The organism is Caballeronia sp. ATUFL_M2_KS44 (assembly GCF_023630965.1).
Lineage (GTDB): Bacteria > Pseudomonadota > Gammaproteobacteria > Burkholderiales > Burkholderiaceae > Caballeronia > Caballeronia concitans.
On the sequence record NZ_JALQEA010000057.1, the window covers coordinates 266126 to 288396 of the forward strand.

At 61.6% G+C, this 22271-nt stretch carries 22 protein-coding genes; 10 read left to right on the forward strand and 12 right to left on the reverse strand.

Going from position 1 to position 22271, the window contains the following annotated elements; genetic code table 11:
- Positions 1–81: 81 nt before the first annotated feature.
- From NCR39_RS24900 to NCR39_RS24910, 3 genes are all read right to left on the reverse strand, one after another.
- Positions 82–1386: a glycosyl hydrolase gene (locus tag NCR39_RS24900; RefSeq protein WP_250454815.1), complete on the reverse strand. Its 1305-nt coding sequence runs from the start codon at positions 1384–1386 to the stop codon at positions 82–84.
- 715 nt (positions 1387–2101) lie between these two features.
- The gene (locus NCR39_RS24905; RefSeq protein WP_250454817.1) at positions 2102–2470 is read right to left on the reverse strand and encodes a response regulator; all 369 of its coding nucleotides are present in this window, start codon (positions 2468–2470) and stop codon (positions 2102–2104) included.
- Positions 2471–2495: 25 nt separating this feature from the next.
- Positions 2496–5312, reverse strand: coding sequence for a PAS domain S-box protein (locus tag NCR39_RS24910; RefSeq protein WP_250454819.1), 2817 nt, complete (start codon positions 5310–5312; stop codon positions 2496–2498).
- Between the two features lie 598 nt (positions 5313–5910).
- On the opposite strand from NCR39_RS24910, the gene NCR39_RS24915 reads away from it, so the two are divergent.
- The 6 genes from NCR39_RS24915 to NCR39_RS24940 all read left to right on the forward strand — a co-directional run bounded on the left by NCR39_RS24915 (position 5911) and on the right by NCR39_RS24940 (position 11393).
- Positions 5911–7452, forward strand: coding sequence for an ABC transporter ATP-binding protein (locus NCR39_RS24915; RefSeq protein WP_250454821.1), 1542 nt, complete (start codon positions 5911–5913; stop codon positions 7450–7452).
- Positions 7453–7477: 25 nt separating this feature from the next.
- Complete coding sequence (locus NCR39_RS24920) at positions 7478–8644, forward strand: ABC transporter permease (RefSeq protein ID WP_250454823.1); 1167 nt, start codon at positions 7478–7480, stop codon at positions 8642–8644.
- Positions 8641–9567 (forward strand): ABC transporter permease, encoded by a 927-nt coding sequence (locus NCR39_RS24925; protein WP_250454825.1) that lies wholly within the window; start codon positions 8641–8643, stop codon positions 9565–9567. Before NCR39_RS24920 ends, NCR39_RS24925 begins: the two co-directional genes overlap by 4 nt.
- Positions 9568–9639: 72 nt before the next feature.
- Complete coding sequence (locus NCR39_RS24930; protein ID WP_250454827.1) at positions 9640–10722, forward strand: BMP family ABC transporter substrate-binding protein; 1083 nt, start codon at positions 9640–9642, stop codon at positions 10720–10722.
- Positions 10723–11007 (forward strand): hypothetical protein, encoded by a 285-nt coding sequence (locus NCR39_RS24935; protein ID WP_250454829.1) that lies wholly within the window; start codon positions 10723–10725, stop codon positions 11005–11007.
- On the forward strand, positions 10998–11393 hold the full coding sequence (locus NCR39_RS24940; RefSeq protein ID WP_250454832.1) for a diacylglycerol kinase: 396 nt from the start codon (positions 10998–11000) through the stop codon (positions 11391–11393). Before NCR39_RS24935 ends, NCR39_RS24940 begins: the two co-directional genes overlap by 10 nt.
- Here the strand turns inward: NCR39_RS24940 and NCR39_RS29830 are convergent.
- Entirely contained in the window at positions 11375–11746 is a 372-nt protein-coding gene (locus NCR39_RS29830) for a hypothetical protein (protein WP_350029698.1), read from the reverse strand. The genes NCR39_RS24940 and NCR39_RS29830 overlap by 19 nt on opposite strands.
- On the opposite strand from NCR39_RS29830, the gene NCR39_RS24945 reads away from it, so the two are divergent.
- Entirely contained in the window at positions 11633–12298 is a 666-nt protein-coding gene (locus NCR39_RS24945; protein WP_350029696.1) for an ATP-grasp fold amidoligase family protein, read from the forward strand. The genes NCR39_RS29830 and NCR39_RS24945 overlap by 114 nt on opposite strands.
- Here NCR39_RS24945 and NCR39_RS24950 read toward each other — a convergent pair.
- On the reverse strand, positions 12222–12863 hold the full coding sequence (locus NCR39_RS24950) for an SLATT domain-containing protein (protein WP_502800277.1): 642 nt from the start codon (positions 12861–12863) through the stop codon (positions 12222–12224). The genes NCR39_RS24945 and NCR39_RS24950 overlap by 77 nt on opposite strands.
- A gap of 92 nt (positions 12864–12955) precedes the next feature.
- Here NCR39_RS24950 and NCR39_RS24955 point away from each other — a divergent pair, with 92 nt between their 5' ends.
- Positions 12956–13204, forward strand: a complete 249-nt coding sequence (locus NCR39_RS24955) for a hypothetical protein (RefSeq protein WP_250454836.1) — start codon at positions 12956–12958, stop codon at positions 13202–13204.
- A 46-nt stretch (positions 13205–13250) separates the two neighbouring features.
- Positions 13251–13931 carry a dihydrofolate reductase family protein gene (locus tag NCR39_RS24960; protein ID WP_250454839.1) on the forward strand — a complete coding sequence of 227 codons (681 nt, stop codon included), beginning with the start codon at positions 13251–13253 and terminating at the stop codon, positions 13929–13931.
- Between the two features lie 40 nt (positions 13932–13971).
- Here the strand turns inward: NCR39_RS24960 and NCR39_RS24965 are convergent, their stop codons facing one another.
- From NCR39_RS24965 to NCR39_RS24985, 5 genes are all read right to left on the reverse strand, one after another.
- Positions 13972–14766 carry a transporter substrate-binding domain-containing protein gene (locus NCR39_RS24965; protein ID WP_250454841.1) on the reverse strand — a complete coding sequence of 265 codons (795 nt, stop codon included), beginning with the start codon at positions 14764–14766 and terminating at the stop codon, positions 13972–13974.
- A gap of 58 nt (positions 14767–14824) precedes the next feature.
- Positions 14825–15553: an amino acid ABC transporter ATP-binding protein gene (locus NCR39_RS24970; protein ID WP_250454843.1), complete on the reverse strand. Its 729-nt coding sequence runs from the start codon at positions 15551–15553 to the stop codon at positions 14825–14827.
- Positions 15537–16190, reverse strand: a complete 654-nt coding sequence (locus NCR39_RS24975) for an amino acid ABC transporter permease (protein WP_250454844.1) — start codon at positions 16188–16190, stop codon at positions 15537–15539. The genes NCR39_RS24970 and NCR39_RS24975 overlap by 17 nt, the downstream gene beginning before the upstream one ends.
- Entirely contained in the window at positions 16187–16933 is a 747-nt protein-coding gene (locus NCR39_RS24980) for an amino acid ABC transporter permease (RefSeq protein ID WP_250454845.1), read from the reverse strand. Before NCR39_RS24980 ends, NCR39_RS24975 begins: the two co-directional genes overlap by 4 nt.
- Before the next feature lie 94 nt (positions 16934–17027).
- On the reverse strand, positions 17028–17876 hold the full coding sequence (locus NCR39_RS24985; protein ID WP_250454846.1) for an NAD-dependent epimerase/dehydratase family protein: 849 nt from the start codon (positions 17874–17876) through the stop codon (positions 17028–17030).
- 137 nt (positions 17877–18013) lie between these two features.
- Here NCR39_RS24985 and NCR39_RS24990 point away from each other — a divergent pair, with 137 nt between their 5' ends.
- Positions 18014–18766: a FadR/GntR family transcriptional regulator gene (locus tag NCR39_RS24990; RefSeq protein WP_250454847.1), complete on the forward strand. Its 753-nt coding sequence runs from the start codon at positions 18014–18016 to the stop codon at positions 18764–18766.
- 14 nt (positions 18767–18780) lie between these two features.
- On the opposite strand, the gene NCR39_RS24995 is transcribed toward NCR39_RS24990, so the two are convergent.
- Together NCR39_RS24995 and NCR39_RS25000 are read right to left on the reverse strand one after the other, a co-directional pair.
- On the reverse strand, positions 18781–19689 hold the full coding sequence (locus NCR39_RS24995) for a transglutaminase family protein (protein WP_250454848.1): 909 nt from the start codon (positions 19687–19689) through the stop codon (positions 18781–18783).
- Positions 19686–22268, reverse strand: a complete 2583-nt coding sequence (locus NCR39_RS25000; protein WP_250454849.1) for a circularly permuted type 2 ATP-grasp protein — start codon at positions 22266–22268, stop codon at positions 19686–19688. Before NCR39_RS25000 ends, NCR39_RS24995 begins: the two co-directional genes overlap by 4 nt.
- Positions 22269–22271 lie beyond the last annotated feature (3 nt).

Here is a 22271-nt window from a genome sequence, read left to right on the forward strand (position 1 = left end):
GCTTAAGCGCGCGCGCATGAAAAAAACGCTCTGGCCCGCAAGGAGCCAGAGCGTTCTGAACTGCTTTGTTGCGCGATCCGCTTAAACCGGGTTCGCCTTCACGAAGTTCTTGAAGTTGTTGTACGACGCGCGCTTCGTGACGCCATCGCCTGCGACGAGACCGTAGTTGTCGTCGATGACCGCGTACATCAGGATCGACTCGATGTTGTACTTGTCCCTCAGCGAGTAGTACTCGGCCAACGCCTTCGGGATGTACGCGGCTTGCTGATCCGCCGTGTCCTTCTGAGCGTTCCAACCCCACTCGGTCAACCAGATCGGCACGCCGAACGAATCCTTCAGCGCCTGCAGCACGTCGTAGCACTGGCTGTTTTGCCAGCCGCACAGCATGTCGCCCGAGCTTTCGTACCAGTGGTAGCAGGTGAAGTCCCAGCGAACCGAGGCTGCGCCGCTCGCACCGTTCGTCGTGCCGTTCGGGGTGACGCCATTCCACAGCATCTGCAATGCGCGGTAGGACAGCGGAATGCCGGTGCCCACGCCGACCTTGATCGTCGGGTCGATTGCACGCACGCCGTCGATCATGCCGCGCAGCACGCCACGCAGCGAAGGCCACATCGCGGGGCTCCAGTTCGTCGCGCTGCTGCCGTCGCCGCTGACCTTCAGCGGAACGTCGAGTTCGTTGCCGCATTCGATGTGCGTCACGAGACCCTTGAGCTGCGTCGCGGCGCCCGTTGCGAGGTTGTAGCCGAGCGTGTAAGCCGACGATTCGCTGAGCGACGTGTTCCAGCCGCACGACAGCGGGTTCAGCACCGGCAGGATCGACACGCCGCTGCCCTTGAACGCGCCCGTGAGCGCTGCCGCGAGCGTCTTCGCCATGCCCGAATCGGCGACGTCGCAGCGGTAGTTGGTCACGCCGAGATCCTTGAGGATGGCGAGCTGCGCTGCGGCCGTCATCGTCTTGTAGATGCCCGAGCCGTATGCGAGGTGGCCGTTGATGCCGTAGAAGAGCGGCTTGCTGCTGGTCACCGCTGCCGCCGCCGAAGCGACGCCGCGCGGGTCCGTCGTGCCGATGTTCTGCCACGGGCTGCCGTTCTTGTACCACGTGCCGGACGAGTTCTTCGCGTAGATCGTGCCGTTGTAATACAGGATGGCCGAGAGCGCGACGGACGAGCCGGTCGACACGCCGCTGCCGTTGCGGGTCACGCGGCCGCCGACGAGCGTCCAGACGGCGCCCGAGCCGTCGGTAATGGATGCTGCGGGCGGAATGACCGTTCCGCTTGCCGAGGCGGCCTTGGAAACGGCTTGTGCATTGACGACGCTGTCGGCGCCGGTTCCTTCCCCGCCGCCGCCGCAAGCGGCAAGGGCGGCACTGCCGGCACCTGCCATCATGAACGACAGGAAGCTTCTACGCGAAAGGGGCGACTTGCTCTGCTGGGCGATGTTCAACAAGGAAGTTTCGTCCTGCGATCTGATGGTTTGGTTAGACGGCACGGGAATTTATTCGTGTTGGCGTTAAGGAGACCGCAGTATAGGGTCCTAAAACTGCCTAAGACGTTTCAGAATGTAACAGATTAGGAAAAAAGTAAGGGTTTGCTTTATTCATATCGTAGGTGGGAAATACTCCTGCAATCGTTTGCGGATGCGGAACAAACGTTCGCATTATTTAAGATGAATACCCGTCGATCGGTCATTATTGGCCGGTTTTTGTTTGATCAGATTTTTTACTCAAGTCACATTTGCCGATTTTTGGCATTTAGCCGACCAAATCGCGCGATCGATCGTTAGGCCTTCGAACGGGAATTACCGATGAAATTGGCGCTTGAAGGCTTGCTGGGCTTGGGATCGGCAGATTTGACAGGGCGAAGTGGAGCATCGCCTCTGTGTCGGCTAAATGTCCAGGAGTGACATTTTTTCCGGTCGGAAAAACAGAAAGAGAACGATTGACAGCGGGTTTTCCCTCTCTACGGAAATGCATCCAAACGCCGAAGCGCCTGAAATCGGTAAAAGAGACGGGAAATCGCAAGGGGAAAATCACGCGCGAGCGCGCGTGTACGCGAAAGAATTCTCTTTCGCCCGTTTGAAGCGGCAATGCGCGATGAATTAACTACCGGCGCGACGCCAGGGCACTGACTATGGCGCGTTCGAGATCTGCCATTGCGAACGGCTTGGCCAGAATCGCTACGCCTTGGTAATCATTGCTTACGCCGCCGTGACCGTATCCGGTGCTGAACACGAACGGAATGCCTCGTTCGCGGAGAATCGCCGCGGCCGGGTACACGGGATGACCGCCGAGATTCACGTCGAGAATGGCGACATCGAATGAGTCGCTTCGGGCGCGCGCGCAGGCGTCCTCCAGATTCGACGCGCAGCCGGCCACGTCGCAGCCAAGCAGTTCGAGCATGTCTTCCATGAGCATGGCAATGCTGCTTTCGTCCTCGATCAGCAGCACGCTGACACCGTGAAGCTCGTGCATTGAAGGTCCTCCAGGTCTTACCGAGTCATTTCACGCGACTTGTGATGGCATTGCGCAGCGCCCGCGCGAGTTCGTCGATCGAATAAGGCTTCTGCAACAACTGGAAGTCGTGATTCAAGCCTTGCGACACGACATGGCTATAGCCGCTCGCCAGAATCACGGGCAGATCGGGATAACGCTTGCGCACTTCCGATCCCAGTTCGACGCCGTTCATCCCGGGCATCACGACATCGGAGAAGACGACGGCGAACTTGTCCGGCTGTTCGTCGAGCAATCGCAGCGCCGCCTCGGCGTTCGCCGCCCACGATGTCTCGAAGCCGAGTTCGGAGAGAAGATCGCTGGAGAACTGCCCGACCTGCTCGTTGTCTTCGACGAGCAGCACGCGTCCATGGCCGCGCGTGTCTTCCGTCGCGGTCCTGGAGAGCGTCGCCTCCGCGACCGCGGCGGGCACGCGCGGCAGATAGACGGTGAACGTCGTGCCTTGCCCGAGCACGCTCTTCACATCGACTTCGCCGCCCGACTGCTTCGCGAAGCCATACGCCTGGCTCAATCCGAGGCCCGTTCCCTTGCCGATTGCCTTCGTCGTGAAGAACGGCTCGAAAATCTGCGCAAGGTTTTCCGGTGCGATGCCCGAGCCGGTATCGGTGATGCTCACGGCCACGTATTCGCCGTCCGCCTTGCCATGCCCTCTCACTTTCGGCACCGCGTGCGCCGCTTTCACGGCAATGAGCAGCTCGCCGTCGCCCTCCATCGCGTCGCGCGCATTGACGGCCATGTTGACGAGCGCGGTCTCGAACTGGCTGATATCCGCATCGGCGTAACATATTTCGCACTTCGAATCGATTGTCAGCTTCACGCGCGATCCCACCACGGTGCGCAGCATCTCGCCGATCGAATCGATGCGTTCGCCGACGTTGAACACTTCGGGCTTTAGCGCCTGCCGGCGAGCGAAGGTCAGCAACTGGCTCGTGAGTTTTGCAGCGCGGTCCGCCGTCTCCGCGATGGCGCTGACATAACGTGCGCGCTTTTCTTCGCGCAGGCTCGGCAGCGCGAGCATTTGCGCCGCGCCGCGAATGACGGTCAGCAGGTTGTTGAAGTCATGCGCCACGCCGCCCGTGAGTTGCCCGATCGCTTCGAGCTTCTGGCTCTGACGCAGCGCTTCTTCGGTCTTGAGGCGCGCGCTCACTTCCTGCACGACGCGCTCTTCCAGCGTCTCGTTCAGATGACGCAGCGTCGCTTCTGCCTGCTTGCGGCGCGTCAGGTCGTGCATGGCGCCGACCATCCGCACGGCGCGGCCTTCGGCATCGCGCAGCACGGTGCCACGGTCGAGGACATCGGCGTACGAGCCGTCGCTGCGTTCGAACCGGTACTCGGCCATCCAGCTATCGTTATCGCTCGCGATCACCGCCTCGATCGACGCCACCACGCTCTCGCGATCCTGCGCATGAATGTGCTCCTTCCACCACGCGCTCGATTCCGGAATGTCGTCCGGCGCGAAGCCGAAATGCACCTCGGCGGCCTCGTTCCACTGAATGGTGTCCGTGATCACATCCCAGTCCCATATCGCGTCACTGGTCGCGCGCGCGGCAAAGCGATACCGCTCTTCCGCCTCGCGAAGCTCTTCTTCGGCGCGGCGGCGCTCGGTTTCATCGTGCATGACGAAGAGGAAGCCGATCTCCGCGCCGGCGGGGTCGCGCAGCAGATTCGTCGATCCGCTCATGAAGACGCGGCTGCCATCCTTGCGCTGATGCCATCGCGTATTGGAAGCCTGTCCGTCGCGGCGCGCCTTCTCCAGCTCCTGCGCCGACACGCCGGCCTCGGCGTCTTCGGGCACGTAAAGAATGTCGCACGAGCGCCCGACGATCTCGTCCGCGCGATACCCGAAGGTGTGCGCGGCGCCCGGCGACCAGGTCGTCACGCGGCCATCGGAATCGGCGGTGACGATCGCATATTCCGTCGCCGATTCGACGATGAGCCGCAGCCGCTGCTCGCGCTCCCGCAAGCGCTTCTCGGCTTCCTTGCGCTCGGTGATGTCGAGGACGATCTCGATCGCGCCGTCGGCGAACTTCCGTGGCGCGAAGAGTCCCCACCAGCGCGAGCCGTCCTTGCGAAAATATTGCTTCTCGTAGGGCACCGCCTCGCCGAGCGTCATGACTTGCGATACCGCGCGCTCCGACGCCGGCCAGAACTCCGGCGGCGTCAGTTCGCGCCACGTCCGCCCGAGCGCTTCCTGTTGTGTAAATCCGGTCATGCGCAGGAAACCTTCGTTGACGTCGGCCAAACGATACTGGCCGTCCCAGCGGATCACGCCAACGGTCTTGATGGCGAGCGTCGCGCGCAGCCGCTCTTCGACCGCGCGCCGCTGCCGGTCCGCGAGCACGCGTTCGGTCGTCTCCACGCACGCGCACAGAAAGCCGCCCACGCCGCCGCTCTCCACGCGCACTGGCGTGTACGAAAACGCGAAGTGGGCTTCTTCGGCGCGTCCATGACGAAGCATCGTCAACGTGATGTCGTCCATATGCACGGGAACGCCGGCATACGCCTGATCGACGAGCGGCGCGAGATCGCGGGCGATTTCGGACCAGACATCGAGGAACGGGCGTCCGAGTGCGTGTTGCTGCTTGTCCGCGAGAATCGACACGTAAGCGCCGTTATGGATGAGCACGCGCTCGGGGCCCCAGACGATGAACATCGGCTGCGCGGAGCCGTCTATGACATCGCATAAGGTGCGCAGCGCGACCGGCCAGCGCTCGGGCGGTCCGAGCGGCGTGTCAGCCCAGTCGCGGGCGAGAAGGACACTTGCGGAAGGACGGGAGGATGTGTATTCGACGTCGGAAGGCATGTGGCGATAGCGGGTATGACGTATGGAGAACACGCCAGTCCTCGCATAAAGCGTTCCGCGATCGATCGAAGGCGCATTCGCGCGGCGCAGACGCATCCGGACCCGACCGAATCGTGGCCGCTTTGCGTTGCTGCTGAACCAGGGCAAAGGATGGAACGCCACGCGCCGCGTTCCATCGGATGAAAGAAGCGGGCCTCGACGCAGGAACGCGTGAACGGCGAATAGCGGTTGAAGACTGTCGCCGCTATCTTGCGCTGCTCGCGATAACGCGTCGCGATAGATGAGCGCTGCCACGGCACGCTCCTGCGTGCAGAGCGCTCCCTGTCCACGTCTTCAGTTGATTCGAACCGCTTGCCGCCAACGCGCCGCATCGACGCATCTGTACAGATAACACGAGCTAACGGCTGCTCTTCACATCCCTCACGGCAGATTGGATGCGGCATCGACTGCGCATGTTCGACGCTATTTTGACTGTCGAGACTTCGAACGAAGGAAGCGCTTTAAGGCCGTGCTGCAGACTGAGATGCATAACTATTAGAAACGCAGGCAACCGCCTGATTACCTGGCGAACCACGAACGATACTAACGAGGGACTCGCATGTCGACGGCACTCGATCTTGTTGGAATCCACAAGTCATTCGATGGATTCATCGCGTTGAGCGATGCGCAGTTTGATGTGAGCTGGGGCGAAGTGCACGCGTTGCTCGGAGAGAACGGCGCGGGCAAATCCACGCTCATGAACGTGGCTGTGGGTCTCTACGCGCCCGAGGCGGGCACCATTTCGGTCGGCGGTCATCCCGTGCGGCTGAGCGGGCCGCGCGATGCGGCGCGTATCGGCATCGGCATGGTTCATCAGCATTTCAAGCTGGTGTCCCGCTTCACCGTTGCCGAGAACATCCTGCTCGGCATGCCGATGAACGGCGCACGGCTCGCTTATCGCAAACGGCTCGCCAAGGTGCGCGAGGCCATTCGTTCGCAGTGCGCGGCGCTCGGATTCGAAATCGATCCGGACCGGCGCGTTTCGCAATTGTCGGTGGCCGAACAGCAGCGCGTCGAGATACTGAAAGTGCTGCTGGCCGGCGCGCGCATTCTCGTGCTCGACGAGCCGACTGCCGTGCTCACCGACCAGGAAGCCGCGAGACTGCTCGAAACCATGCGTCTTCTGGCGTCGAAAGGATCGGCTGTCGTGCTCGTCACGCACAAGATGGCCGATGTCCGCCGCTACGCCGACCGCGTCACCGTGATGCGCTCCGGCCGCACCGTCGATACGTTCAAGCCGTCCGACATGTCCGAGGCGGAGATGGTGCGGCTCGCGGTGGGCGAGACCGTCGCAGCGGAGAAGCCGTCGAATACGGCTGCGATGGGCGACCGCGCAGCGCCGCGCCTTCGTCTTCGGGGCGTGCGCAGCGCGGCTTCACAATCGGGCGCGCGGCAGGGCTTGCCTGCGCTCGATGGCGTCGACCTGACCGTGCACGCAGGCGAAATCTACGGGCTTGCCGGCGTGGGCGGCAACGGCCAGAGCGAACTGATGCAGGCGATCATGGGCCTGCTGCCGCTCGACGACGGCTCCATGCTGATCGAAGGCGCGGGCGACCTGCGTCGCGCGAGCGCGGTCGATCGTCGCGAGATGGGTATCGCGTGCATCCCCGCTGACCGGCAGACGTTCGCGCTCGCCCCGCTGCTTTCGGTGGTCGAGAACGTCGCCATCGGTCAGGTGCATGCGGGGCGGTACGGCAATCCGTTGTGGCTCGACTATCGGCGCATGGAAGAAGACGCTGCCCAAGCCGTCAAGCACTTCGATGTGCTCGGCGTGCGTTCGCTTCGTCAACGCGTCTCGCTGCTTTCAGGCGGCAACGCACAGAAGCTGGTGATCGCGCGCGAGTTCGCCCGGCGCCCCGGCGTCGTCCTTGCGCATAGCCCCAGCCGGGGACTCGATGCGCGCGCGAGCGCACAGGTCCACGCGCGGCTTCGCGCGGCCCGCGATGAAGGCGCCGCCGTGCTCGTCATCAGCGAAGACCTCGACGAAGTGCTGGCGCTCGCCGACCGGGCCGGTGTCATGGTGCGCGGACGCATCGTCGGCAACTTCAGCGCGCCCGTGGACAGACAGGCCATCGGCCAGGCGATGGTCGCTCATTCATAAGGAGTCCTGCAACCATGGAGCATCTATGACAAATACCGTACCGTCCAACCAGACCGACGTGCGCGTTCCCGACCCCGCGCTCGACGGCGACGCCAGCTCGACTCATCGGCGTACGCGCCGGCCATCGCTGTTGTCGCGGCGTTATGCGGTCGAGTTGCGCCAGGACGTTGCATGGCACAAGCAAGCTGTCGTGCTGGCCGTGTCGGTTGCGATAGGCCTTGCAGTCTGTGTGGCGATCCTGATGGCCGCAGGCGTTTCGGCAGGCGATCTCTTCGATGAATTCGTCGTCGCGACTCTGGGCGATGCCGACAACGTCCGCGCGGTCCTCTTTCAGGCCGCGCCAACGGTGATGGTCGGCCTCGCAGCCGCGCTGTCCTTTCGCGCCAGATTCTGGAATCTCGGGCTGGAAGGTCAGATGGTGTGGGGCGCAATCGGTGCCACTGCGGTTGCGCTCGCCGATGCCAGCACGCCCGGAACGCGACTGTGGCTGATGGGCGCGGCAGCGCTGGTTTGCGGCGCGCTATGGACCGTGTTGCCGCTCGTGCTCAGGTTGCGCTTCGGCATCAGCGAAATCATCTCGACGCTCATGCTGAACTATGTCGCGGCCAACCTTCTGCTGAATCTGGTGTACGGCCAATGGAAAGACCCGAGGGATTCGTTTCCTCACTCGCGCAACTTTCTGCCAGAAGAACGGCTTCCCGACATCGTCAACGGGTATAGCTGTGCGATCCTGCTGGCCGTGTTGTTGTCGCTCGCCGCATGGTGGTTTCTTCATCGCAGCCGGGCCGGCATCTATGTGCGTTTCGTGAATGTCAACGCGCGCGCGGCGCAGGCAATGGGCATACCCGTGCGCAACGTCGTGGCGGGCGTCGTGCTGCTCTCGGGAGCGCTGGCGGGTTTCGCGGGATTCACCGTGACCGCGGGACAGGCCGGACGCCTCACGCAGGATTTCTACAGCGGCTATGGATTCTCCGGAATCCTTATCGCTTTCCTTGCACGCAACAACCCGATCGCCGCCAGCGTGGTCGCGTTGCTGATCGCCGTGCTGTTCGTCACGGGCCGCAGCCTGCAGGTGCTGTACCAGATACCGTTTTCGATGGTGCAGCTCATCCAGGCGATTCTCGTCATTGTCGTCGCGGCATCCGACTTCTTTACTCGCTACCGCCTGTCGCCCGTGGGGACCACCGAATGAGTCTGCTCTTTAGCTGGATCGGAAATATACCGGACGTTGCCGTGCCGCTCGCGCTCGCGGCACTCGGCCTCATCGTGAGCGAACGTGCCGGCGTGCTTTCGTTGGGCGCCGAAGGCATCATGCTCGTCGGTGCGCTCGCTGGCATCGGCACTCAACTCACGTTCAACAATGCCGGCCTTGCTCTCTTCATGTCGATGATCGCAGGCGCAACCGTCTCGATACTGTTCGCCGTGATGGTCGTCTGGTTGCGCGTCAATCAGGTGATCTCGGGCCTCGCGCTCGTGTTCTTTTGTCAGGGACTGACAGGGCTGCTGGGTACCGTGACCGGGTGGATCAATCGGCCGGTCCAAGGTCTGCAAGCCATCTCGCTCGGACCGCTGGCTCATCTTCCGCTCGTCGGTTCGCTCTTCAATCAGAACGTCGTGGTGTATCTGACACCGCTGATCTTCGTGGCCGTGGCCTGGTATCTGAATCGCACGGTGTGGGGATTGCGCCTGCGCTCGGTCGGTGAGAACCCGCAGGCCGCGGACGCCGCCGGCATCGCGGTGCTGCGCATCCGGTTTCTGGCCGTCATGGCAGGCGCTGCGTTGCTGGGACTCGCCGGTGGATACCTCTCCGTGGCGAGCACGCATATGTGGATCGCCGATATGACCGGCGGACGCGGGTGGATTGCAGTGGCGCTCGTGATTTTCGCGCGCTGGTCGCCGGGTCGCGCGCTGATCGGCGCACTGCTCTTCGGCGGGATCGAAGCGCTCATCCCGCAGATGGCCGCAGCGGGCATCAGCCTGCCTCAGTACTACGTGCTCTGCGCGCCCTACCTGATCACGCTCGCCGTGATGATCCAGGTCGCGGTCGTGCAGCGCGGCAACGACGAAACGCCATGCGCCCTCGGTGAACCCTACGTTCGCGAAGAGCGGCGCTGAGCTTGCGCATTCCGTAGTCGATTCATCCATCAGTAATGCGTCGTTATCCTAACGTTATAGAAAAGGTGATCCATGAACACTCGCTGTCTCCTGCTTGCGATGTCGATTGCTTGCTGTGGCGCTGCCACCACCGCGTATGCGGACGGTTTCACGCTGAAGGCCAAACCCAAGATCGCCATGGTGTACTTCAGTTCGAAGAACGACGCCGGATGGACTCAATCATTCGATGAAGCGCGAGTCAAGATGGAAGCCGCGCTCGGCGACAAGATCGCCTACGTGGAGAGCATTCGCGAAGATCCCGCGGTGGTCGTGCCCGCTGTCGAGCAACTCATCAAGCGTGGAAACAACATCATCATCGGCACCGCGTTCGGCTATTCCGATGCATTCAAGGAACTCGCAAGCCGTCATCCCGATGTCGCGTTCCTGAACGCGGCGGGCACGACCAATGGCCCGAATCTCGAATCCTTCTACGGCCGCACCTACGAAAGTCAGTATCTCTGCGGCATGGCGGCAGCGGCGGTATCGAAGACCGGCAAGCTCGGCTTCGTCGCCGCGCACCCGTTTGGCGTGGTGAACTGGACCATCAACGCGTATGCGCTCGGTGCGAGGAAGATCAATCCGAATGCGGTGGTCACGGTCGTGTACACCGGCGCGTGGGACGATCCCGTGAAGGAACGTGCGGCGGCGACCGCTTTAATCGACCACGGCGATGACGTGCTCGGCGCGCACACCGATACGCCGACCGTTCAGCTCGTCGCGCAGGAGCGCGGCGTGCATGCGACCGGGCATCACAGGGACATGAGACAGTACGCCCCCAAGTCGACGCTTTGCTCGTCCGTGTGGGTGTGGGACAAGTTCCTGATCCCCGAAGTGCGCAAGATCAAGGCGGGCAACTGGCAGCCCGCGCCCAACGGCGCGCTGATCGAAATGAAGGACGGCGGGACCGATATCGCCGGTTTCAGCGACGCCGTTCCCGCCGACAAGCAGGCGCTGATTCGTGCCGAGCGCGACGCCATCATCAAGGGCAAGCAGATCTACGCGGGTCCGCTCGGCTCCGGCGATGGCCAGCAGCGCGTGGCCGCAGGCCAAGTGCTGTCGGACAAGGATCTCTGGAAAATGGACTGGTTCGTCAAGGGCGTGATCACGCAGAAGTAAATGCTGTGCCGTATGGCAGGCGGATGCGTCGTCGAAATCGATCGGCGGCGTGTCTGCTTGCGCGGAACCGTCGTTCAAACCGGCACTGGATCGCCCACCGACGGCGCGCCCGAATCGGCAATATTGGTTTGCCATCCTAAGTTACTCGACGCGCCTCTATGCATGGGTGAATCGAATAACGCGATCGTTGAGGACAAGAAAACAAGAGAAAAATTGACCGGCGCTTTCCGGGGCCTCTTTGCGCTGAAAAACTCAGCTAAAGGCTTTAAGTCAGCGTGGGAATAAGAAAGCTCGTTCCGGCCATTCAGCGCTTGTTTCTTGCTAATCCTACGCTTCTACTGGTATTACTCGTCGAACTGGTCCATTCGAGCATCGAAGCGGTAATCGATCGCATTTCGCTCGAACGCCATGAACTTTCGGCGCGCGCGAGAGACTGTGAAAGTGCGGCCGTCACGCTTTCCATCGCGATTTGCATATTGACCTGGGGCACGCAATGTGTTCCCGTGATTATCCGATGGGCTTCGTTCCTGGCGGACGAACGTCCGCGTTCGATGAACGCCGAAAGCAGCGCGCGTCTGTGCGATACCCCGCATGTCATTACCGGCAGTGATTACAGGGAACTTGGTCGTTGCCTATTTTACAAACGTAAGTATCATTCGTTCGCTAACTGACACAACGACACACCGCGTCCTATCCAGGAGAAAGAATGTCGCTTTCCAAAAGGCTGGTCGACAACGCCAAAGGTTGGCTTCCCGACAGCATTTTCTTGCGTATCGCGCATCTGCATAAAGTCGGACGTTTTCCGAACATCAATGCGCCGAGGACGTTCAATGAGAAAATCCTGTACCGCTGCCTTCATCCGGACCCGCGATTTGTCGATCTGACAGACAAATTGACCGTTCGCGATTATGTGCGGGACCGGATTGGCGACGGACATCTGCCCGAACTCTTTGCCGCCCCGGACAAATTTACGCGCGAGGTGTTCGACGCCCTGCCCCAGCGCTTCGTGATGAAGGCGAATCACGGGAGCGGATTCGTCAAGCTCGTCCACGACAAGTCGGAAACCACGTTCGAAGAACTGCACGCGCTTGCGCAGCAGTGGCTCGCGACCGACTTTTATCGTGTTGCGCGCGAACGGCATTACCGCACCATCAGTCCGCGTATTTTCTTCGAGGAACTGCTGCTCGAACAAACCGGCATCGTGCCCGCGGACATCAAAATGCACTGCTTCTTCCGCCCGGGCGAGCGCAAGCCGACCGTGTTCACCGCGCTCATTTCGGATCGCTTCGGCGAGCATCCGCGCGGCGACATGTACGACGGCGACTGGAATCGCCTCGACATCGCAATCGGTCATTACGCGCGCAGCGACGTGCCGCTGCCGCGTCCGGAGAACTTCGACAAGCTGCTTGCCATTGCAACCGCGCTCGCCGAAGGTTTCGAATATGTGCGCGTGGATTTATACGCGCCGGGCGACAAGATTTACTTCGGCGAATTGACGTTCACGCCGGGGGCGGGTGTGTTTCCGATGCGTCCCGATGCCGTCGACTACGAATGGGGACGCCTGATGAGTTCGTAGGCGGCTCGGGGCATCGCATCGCCCGTCGCGGAACGGGCGGTGCGTCCTGAGCGATGCCGTCGAGTTCGTCGCGCACGGCGGTCATTTCCGCGGTCTCGCGGCCACTGACATCGCGGACATGCATGGCTTCGAGCCGTCGCCGGACCGCGCCATAGCGGGCCCCTGCTCTTCGATGCAGATCGGCCCGCTCGGTGTAGCGCAGAAACGTCTGCAGCGAAGCCAGGACGGCCGCGCCCATGCTCGTCAGTCCGACGACCACGCGAAGCTCCGGCGTGACGGCGCTCGTGGCAAGCGACAAAAACGACGACGTTCCCGTCAACGCAGTAATGCCGATCACGGCGAGGCCGAGGCGTCGGCCATACGCAGATAACCGGTCCGCCATTGCATAGTGGCGCACTTGCGCGTCGCGAGCGCGTCTCATCCAGCCAAACAATAACGCCTGCGCATTTTCCGGCGGGTGATAGACATGGCAGTTTTTGCCGTCTGCCGGGCCTCGTGAAAGTAATTCAGTCATGGTCGAAGCACTGTATTTATTTACAGCCAGCATAAGCGCCTGAAGAGACACTCTCTGTCCGAGTGAGTTTGCGAGGACGACGGCGCGGCCTTGGCTTATTGCTTGCTGCTCAATGCCTGGAACCGCACTCTCATGGAGGATCTATGGCCACGTATGCAGGCAGATCGCAAGAGGACCGCATTGCCGCTGAGGAAGGCAAGAAACTGCCGTCACAAGAGCAAGCCGGTGGCAAGTTGGCAATCGAAGGCTCGGAGTCCGGCAAGGACGCGAGTAGCGGAGAGCTGTCCGAGGCCGGCAAGGATGTCTGGCGTCAAGGCAGCACGATCGATGAGGAAGGCCCGCTGCCACCCGACGAGAAGCCCGGAACTGACTCGGGTGTAAGAAGAAAATAGGCATGTGACTTGCGCCAGCGTTGCACTTACTCACGCTGGAGCACTCATGCATATCATTTGCCACATGATGTCGTCGGTCGATGGCCGCAGTCTCACCGACGGCTGGCATCTCAGCTTCGCTTCCCCTTGCTATGAAGAAACCGCTGCGCGTTTCAAGGCCGATGCGTGGGTCTGCGGCCGCGTGACGATGCAGGAAATCTCACACGGCAAGGACCGGGACTATCCGCGCGGACTTGCAAAGAACCCCATTCCACGCACAGATTATTTCGCCACGCGCGATGCGAGCCAATATGCCATTTCCATCGACCCTAAAGGCCGCGTTGCATGGAAAAGCAGCACCGCGCTCGATTCACATATCGTCGAAGTACTGGCCGAAACAGTCGAGGACGATTATCTCGCCTATCTGCAATCCATCGGCGCTTCGTATCTGTTCGGCGGAAAGGACGACATCGATCTGAAGCGCGTGGTCGATACGCTCGAGCGCGAGTTGAAGATCAAGACGTTGATCGTCGAAGGCGGCAGTCACGTGTCGGGCGCTTTCGTCAATGCGCAATTGGCCGACGAAGTCAGTGTGCTGCTGATTCCGCTCGTCGATGGACGCGAGACGCATCCGTCGTCGTTCGAAATCGGCATGGAGAAGTGGCAGCAGCCGACGTATCTCAAGCTCGACTCGGTGGAGAAACTCGAGAATGACGTCGTGTGGGTTCGCTATACGCGCAAGTCCTGAATTGCCCGGCGGCGGATGACCCGCCGCCAGGCAACCGCCATTAGCTCTTGCGCACGGCGTCCGGCAAGTCACGTCCGTGATACTTCTTGTAGATCGTATTGAGATTGCCGTTCTGCATGTTCGTGTGGACCCAGTTGTTGACCCACTCCTTCAGGCGCGGCTGATCCTTGTTCATTGCAATGCCGAGATCGAAATTCTTTTGCTCGAATTTCATTTCGATGTGACGTTGCGGCGCGCGATGCTGCATCTCCTGCAGATTCGACGGCGTGCTCGAAAAGATATCGATCTGGCCCGTGACCATCGACGTGATGAGCGTCGCATCGTCTTCGTAGCGCTGGATTTGCGCGCCCTTGGCGAGTTGCGTCGTGAGCGTGTCGTTGACGGTGGCGCGCGTCAAACCAACGGTCTTGCCGTCCAGGTCCGCATAGTCCTTGACCTTCGCGCTATTGATGCCACCGACGATGATCGTGATGACGGCATAAGGCGTCGAGAAATCGACGACCTTCGCACGCTCCGGCGTGATCGAAAGGTCCGCGATCACGAGGTCGGCGCGCTTCGCCTGCAAGGTCGGCACACGCGCCGCGTTGGTGATCTGTACCAGCTCCAGCTTCACGCCCAGATCTTTGGCGAGCGCCGCGGCGGTATCCACGTCCGAGCCTGCGGGCTTGAGATTTTCATCCGCATAGCTGAAAAGCGGCGTGCCCATTGCAATGGCGACGCGCACCACGCCCGCCTTCTTGATGTCGTCGAGCTGATCGGCCATCGCGCCATGCATGGCGCCCGCGAACATGAACGCTGCAAGGGAAGCGCGTGCAATGAATTGGCTGGCTTTCAAGTGATGTCTCCGTCGTTATTGATGTTCAAGGAATGAAACGCACTATCGCTTCTAACCGTCAAAGCCCGTTGTCCAGGAAGGCGCGCAATTCAGGCGTGCGCGGCGCGTCGAGCATGCCGCCATCGCCGACTTCCCACACCTTGCCGTGATGCATGTAGATGATGCGATCCGCCACGCGCTTGGCGAACGCCATTTCATGCGTGACGAGCAGCATCGTCATGCCGTCGGCGGCGAGGTCTTCCATCACGCGCAGCACTTCGCCGGTGAGTTGCGGGTCCAGCGCCGATGTCACTTCGTCGAACAACATGACCTTCGGCGACATGGCAAGCGAACGCGCGATGGCCACACGCTGCTGCTGGCCGCCCGACAATTGCTCGGGGTACGACTCGGCCTTCTGCCCGAGTCCCACTTGTTCGAGCACGTTCGTTGCAATGCGCCGCGCTTCGTCGCGCGCGAGCTTCTTTACGTGCCGCAACGCGAGCATGATGTTCTCTTCGACCGTCAAGTGCGGAAAGAGGTTATAGCTCTGGAACACGATGCCGACTTCGCGCCTTAGCAGATGCAAGTCGACCTTCGGATCGTCCACGCGAATGCCGCATACCTCGATCTGCCCCTGGTCGACGGTTTCGAGCCGGTCGATGCAGCGCAACGCCGTGCTCTTGCCTGAGCCGCTTGCGCCGATCACGGCGATCATTTCGCCCTTATTGACTTCGAACGACACGCCCTTCAGCACATGATTGGCGCCGAAGCTCTTGTGAATCTCATCGACCTTAACGATTGCTGACATTGAGCTTGTTCTCCATCGATTGGCTCCAGCGCGAAAGCGGATAACACAGCAGGAAATAAAACACGCCGACCAAACCGAAGATGAGGAACGGCTGGAAGATCGAGTTGTTGATGATCTGCCCCGCGCGCGTCAATTCAATGAAGCCGATCACCGAAGCAAGCGACGTCATCTTGATGAGTTGCACGAGAAAGCCGACCGTGGGCGGCAACGCGAGACGTATGGCTTGCGGAATGATCACGAGCCGCAAGCTCTGCCAGCGCGAAAGCGAAAGACACTCGGCGGCTTCCCATTGCGGCTTGGGCATGGCTTCGATACAGCCGCGCCAGATATCGCCGAGATACGCACTCGAATAAACCATCAACGCAAGGCCTGCCGCAACGAGCGCGGGCACCTGATAGCCATAGACCGACAACCCGAAATACACGATGAAAAGCAGAATGAGCAACGGGATGCCCTGAATGGCTTCGATATAGACGAGCGCCGTGCGTGCGAGCCACGCACGCGGCGAGATGCGCGCAAGCATCACGACGAAGCCGCCTATTCCGCCCAGCACGAAAGCGAGCGCGGACAGCACGAGCGTCCAGCCTATGGATTGCACCAGATAGACGAGGTGCGCGTAAGTGAATCCGCCGCTCATGCCGCGCCTCCGGGAATGACGGTATCGATGCGCTGCTGATCCGGCGGCGTCTTGCCCGCGCGTTTGGCCGCAAGTCGAATGGCGCGGCGGCGCTTGAAAACATGCTCGCCGATGGCCCACGCAATCAGCTTGATGAGCAGGGACAACGCGAGATACAAGGCCGCCACCACGATGTACGTTTCGAGCGAGCGGAACGTGTCCGATTGCACCGTATTGGCGACAGCAGTGAGTTCCTCAGCGGAAATCTGCGATGCGATCGCGGATGCCTGCATCATCAAAAGAAACTGACTCGTCAACGCCGGATAAACCTTCTCGATGGACGGCTGCAACATCACATGCCACGCGATGCGCCACTTCGGCAAGCCGAGGCATTCGGCTGCTTCGATCTGTCCGCGCGGCACGGATTCAAGGCCCGCGCGAATGATCTCCGCTGCATATGCACCGATGTTGATGGTCATCGCGAGCGCGGCGGCAGCGAAGGTCGGCATCCGCAGTCCGATGCTCGCCAGTCCGAAATACAGCAGGAAGATTTGCACGAGGAATGGCGTGTTGCGCACGGCCTCGACATAGACGATGCACAGGCGCGTCAATACCGGCACCTTCGCGCGCTTCGCGAACGCGACCAGCATGCCGAGTATCAGGCCGAAGAACACGGCCACGCACGTCATCTTGAGCGTGAGCCATGCGCCTAACAGGAACGTCGGCCAGTAAGGCAGCAACGGAGAGAAGTCGAGAGAAAACATGGCGGCGATGTCCTTTGCTTCACGCGCAATCGACGTATGACGACTGACTACGCGCGATGGCATTCATCATGTTGCATGCTGCATGCTGCATGCATTAAACCGGCGCGACGGGATCGAACGGACCGGTGACCGTGAACGCCCCGCCCTGCAGGACGGCGACGGGATCATCGGCGGCGGGCGGCGGCGTCGCTTCCACTTTGGCGCGGAACTGCTCGGACGAGTCGCGCGGCTCGAAGCCGAGATGCGCGGCCTCGCGGTTGTCCCACCACGTGTACGCATTCGCCGACATGCCGAATACGATCGTGTGCCCGACTTGCGGCGTGAACAGCGCGCATTGCAAGAGCTTGTGGAAGTCGTCGTAGCTCATCCACGTCGCCATCATGCGGCGGTCCTTCGGCTCCGGAAACACCGAGCCGATGCGAATGCTCACGGTCTCCACGCCATAGCGGTCGAAGTACAGTTGCGCCATGTCTTCGCCGAAGGACTTCGACACGCCGTAGTACCCATCGGGACGCTTGCGTGCCGTGGCGTCGATCCGTTCGTCCTGCCGATAAAAGCCGGTCACGTGGTTCGAGCTTGCAAACACGACGCGCTTCACGCCATGACGCCGCGCCGCTTCGTAAAGGTTGAACACGCCCTTGATGTTCGCCTCGAGAACCTCCTCGAAGGGCCGCTCCACCGAGACGCCACCGAGATGAACGATGGCATCGCAACCGGCGACGAGCGCATCCACCGCCTGACGGTCGGCAAGATCGCACGGCACGACTTCCTCGCCGGCGGATGCATCACTCGAAAGCACGCCGGGCAAATCCGAGATTCGAATACAAGATGCAAATTCGGCGACGCGATGCCGGATCGCCCGCCCGATGCCGCCCGCCGCGCCCGTCAGCAGCAAGCGTGTGTAGCCGCCGCCCGTTGCGGGCGCGTCCAATTGATGTGCCATGCGAATTTTGTCTCCTGCATTCACGACTAGGGATTACCCGCGCGACTGTTCTTGTACGTTGTCATATCACAACATGGCGCATATCATCACTTACCGAATGTTTTGTCAACGTTTGTCAAAACCACGCCAGGAGCGCCGTGACGCCACCGCCAGATTCGCTTGCCGCTTCCAACGCATCGCCCACGCTCGCGCCGGGCGTCCGACGCAGCCTCACGACGCAACTTGTCGATGCGCTGCGCGCGCAGATCGAATCGCGCGAGCTTGCGGCCGGCAGCAGGATCGCGACCGAAGCGGAGATGGTGCAGCGCTTCGGCGTGAGCCGGACCGTCGTGCGGGAGGCGTTATCGCGGCTACAGGCGGCGGGCCTCGTCGAGACGCGGCATGGCATCGGCACGTTCGTATGCGAAGCAGCGGCATCGTCGCTATTGCAGCTCGATCCCGCCGATGTCGCCGGCTCGCTGGACGCGCTCGCGATCCTCGAATTGCGCATCAGCCTGGAGACCGAATGCGCGGGACTCGCGGCCATGCGCTGCGATTCGGCGAGGCTCGCCACGATGCGTTCCGCGCTCGACGATTTCACGCGCAGCGTGGACACGGCGGGCGGCACCGTGTCGCCCGACTTCCGCTTTCACCTGGAGATCGCGCATGCGACGGGCAACCGCTATTTCGTCGAGATCATGGAGCATCTCGGCCTGCGCATGTTTCCGCGCACGCGTCTGACGGCCACGTCCATTCCGCGCGATGAATATGCGGACTATCTGCTGCGCGTGAATCGCGAGCACGAGCAGATAGCGGATGCCATCGAACGTGGCGATGCCGATTCAGCGCGCACCGCGATGCGTTTGCATCTCATCAACAGCAGAGAGCGCTTGCGGCGCGCGCAGAGTTAGGCGTGGTCATGTGCTCAGAGCGCGAGCACGTTCACCGCGACATCGACATGATGCGTGCCGCCGCCGAGTATCATGCCGCGCAATAGCGACACGTCGCTGTAATCGCGGCCCGTCGCCAGCGTCACGTGATCGAGGTCGGCGAGCACGTCGTTGGTCGGATCGAGATCGACCCATCCGTTTTGCGGGCAATGCAGCGACACCCACGCATGCGACGCATCCGCGCCAATGAGCCGTGGATGTCCCGGCGGCGGATCGTTGCGCAAATAGCCGCTCACATAACGCGCGGGCAAGCCGAGCGCGCGCAGACATCCGATCATCACTTGCGCGAAGTCCTGACATACACCGCGCTTCAGTTCGAATGCGCGCGTGGCGGGGGTATCGAATGCCGTGGACGACGGTTTATATTCGAAGTCCGAATGAATTCTATGCATGAGATCGATCGCGCCTGCAATCAGCGGCGTGCCCTTTGCAAAGCTCATGCGCGCGTACTCGCGCAATGCGTCGTTCATCATGATGTTCGGCGACGCATAGCAATACTCACTCTCCGCCACGAACGCCGCGCCCGCGCGATAACGCAGCCTCTGCGCGACTTTTTCCCACGGCGGCGTTGCATGCGGATCGAGACGGTCCCAGCGCGGGCTCAAACGCACGGTGGTTTCACTCGTCATAGAAAGACGCTCGTGCGGGGCATCGAGTGAAAAGTACAGCACGTCATTGCCGAATGTATCGACGCGGCTATGCACATACGAAGGCGGCGGCTCGATGCGCTCCGTATGCGCGATCACCTGCTGCCACGGGCAATGCAACGGACGAATGGTCGCGAGATGCTGCGCGATTTCGACAGGCGTGGAATAGCGGTACGTCGTGCGATGCGTGACCGCAAGCGTCGTGGATTTATCGTTTGAAATGAGCGTTGCGGTCATGACGACACCTGCGCGGCAAGCGTATTCGCGTGGCTGAAATAGCGCGCGCTGACTTCGTTCGATGCCGCGCTCACCGATGCGATCATCGAATCGCATAACGCAATGAGATTCGCATAGCGGCCGTCATCGCTTGTTTCGCAGAGCGTTTCGAGTTGAGGCAAGGCATCCACGTGAGGAACGATGCCCGAGAAATTCGCGCGCCGTGCGCCGCCTGCCGCAGCCGCGATTTCATCGAGTTTCACGCACAAGCGTGCATAGACACCATAGAGTCCGCGCGGATTGGTCCTGTCCACGACGATCAGATCGATGAGCGCAGGCACTTCGAGCCGCCCCGGATAGAGCGAGCGATACGTCAGCGTGCTGTCGAACAGTTGCAGCAGCAAGTCGAAGCCCGCAGGCAAGCCGAGCGTGTCGTGTTCGGCGGCGGCGCGCAGAAAGGTCGACATCGTCGAAACACGCTCGATCATTCTGCCGATAAAGATGAGCCGCCATGCTTCATCGCGCGTCATGCGATCGCCTTGCGCGCCGCTGATTGCAAGAAGCTGCGTGGCGAGATGTTCGAGCGCGCCCGCGAGCATCACGCGGTCATAGTCGAAACCCGCTTCCGGCGATGCGAGCTTGAGACGCGCGAGCGCATCGCGAAAGTCATTGCGTGATGCGAGGATCGTGCGCCAGTGATCGGTCGAAAGCCTGTCGCGTATCTCGCCGCATGCGCGCGCCTGTTCCGCGAGATTGCCGCCGATGCTCGTCTGCGTGGCGCTTTCCGCGAGTCCCGCAACGAGCACGCGTTCGAACGCATGCCGTGAACTGCGTGCAAGCGTATCGATGGATGGAATGAGTCCGCATTGCTGCGCGAGTTCGACGAGCGTGCTGAACATCGCGTCTGCATCGCTCGTGTCGAGCGAACCCAGCAACAGGCGGCATAGACGCACGTTGTTCTCCGCGCGCTCGCCATAACGTCCTGCCCAGAAGAGGTTTTCCGCAGCACGGCTCGACACGATGCGATGCTTGCGCAAATCGCCGGGCTTCATCGAAGGGCGCAACGATGTGGCCGGTCCCGGCTGGCTCGACAGCACCCACGTATCGACGCTGCTGCCGCCGAACTGCATCGAGACGGTCGCGCGCTTGTCGGCCGCGAGGCGCGTGAAGCCGCCGGGCATCACGCGCCATGTGCCATCGACATCGGCGATCGCATAGACACGCAAGACGCATGGGCGAGCGCCGAGCGCGCCGTCATGAAAGCGCGGCGCGCATGAGAACGGCAAGCTCTGCTGCAACGTAAAGACATCGGGCGTACGTTCGATCCGTTCGCGCCAGTCCGCGAGTTTCTGCACGCCCGCCTCGATGCCGGGCGCATGATCGGCTTGCGCACCCGGCCATGTCGGCACGAGCAACGCATCGTCGAGGTGCTCGAATGCTTCGCTCCGCGCGGCCTCTTCGCCGCACCACCATGTCGGGACCGTGGGCAGTTCGAGCGATTCACCGAGCAACGCATCGGCAATGCCCGGCAGAAATGCATTGAGCGCGGGCGATTCGGTGAAGCCCGCGCCGGGCACGTTGGATATCGCCACGTTGCCCGCGCGCATGACCTGCAAGAGACCGGGCACGCCGATGCTCGAATCCGCGCGCAATTCGACGGGATCGCAGAATGCATCGTCCAGCCGGCGGAGCACGGCATGCACGCGCGAGAGACCCGCCAGCGTCTTCAGATACAGCTTGTCCTGACGCACGGTGAGGTCCTTGCCTTCCACGAGCGTGACGCCCAGATAACGCGCGAGAAACACATGTTCGAAGTAAGTTTCGCTGAATGGTCCCGGCGACAATAACGCGATATGCGGCGCGTCATTGCGATCCGCTTCTTCGTCGCGCATCGTCGCGCGCGCCGCTTGCGCGAGCGTGGCCACGAGTTGCGAGTAAGTCGATGCGAGACGGCTCACGCGCATTGCACGAAAAGGATCGGTGAAGAGACTCCCGACGATCAGCCGGTTCTCCAATGCATAACCGAGTCCGGAAGGCGCTTCCGTGCGATGCGCGATGACCGTCCACGCACCCGATGGCGAACGCGCGAGATCGACCGCCACGATCCGCAGAAAGCGCCCGTCCGGCGGCATGAAGCCCTTCACCGAACGCAGATAACCGGGATGCCCGAACACGAGCGCCCCCGGCAATAAACCGCGTTGAAGGAGCGTTTGCGGACCGTATGTATCGGCGATGATCGCTTCCATCAAACGCGCCCGCTGCGCGACGCCTCGTTCGATCGCAGACCACTCGTCCTCGTCTATCACGAGCGGCAGCAGGTCGAGCGACCATGCACGCGGCTCGCCATTGTCGGCATAGACGTTGTACGTGATGTCGTTATCGCGGATCTGTTGAGCGACTGCCGCGACGCCATCGTCGAGGCGCGCAATGCCCTGTTCGCCGAGCAGGTCGAAGAAGTGGCGCCACGGCTCGCGCAACTGGCCGGATGCATCGCGCAGTTCATCCCAGCGTCCTTCGCGTGGGGGCAGCGCGCGCAGAAGCGTGAGCGCATCGAGTTGCGCGGCGGTTGCATCGAAGGGCAAGGTGGATTGGAACGCCAATGT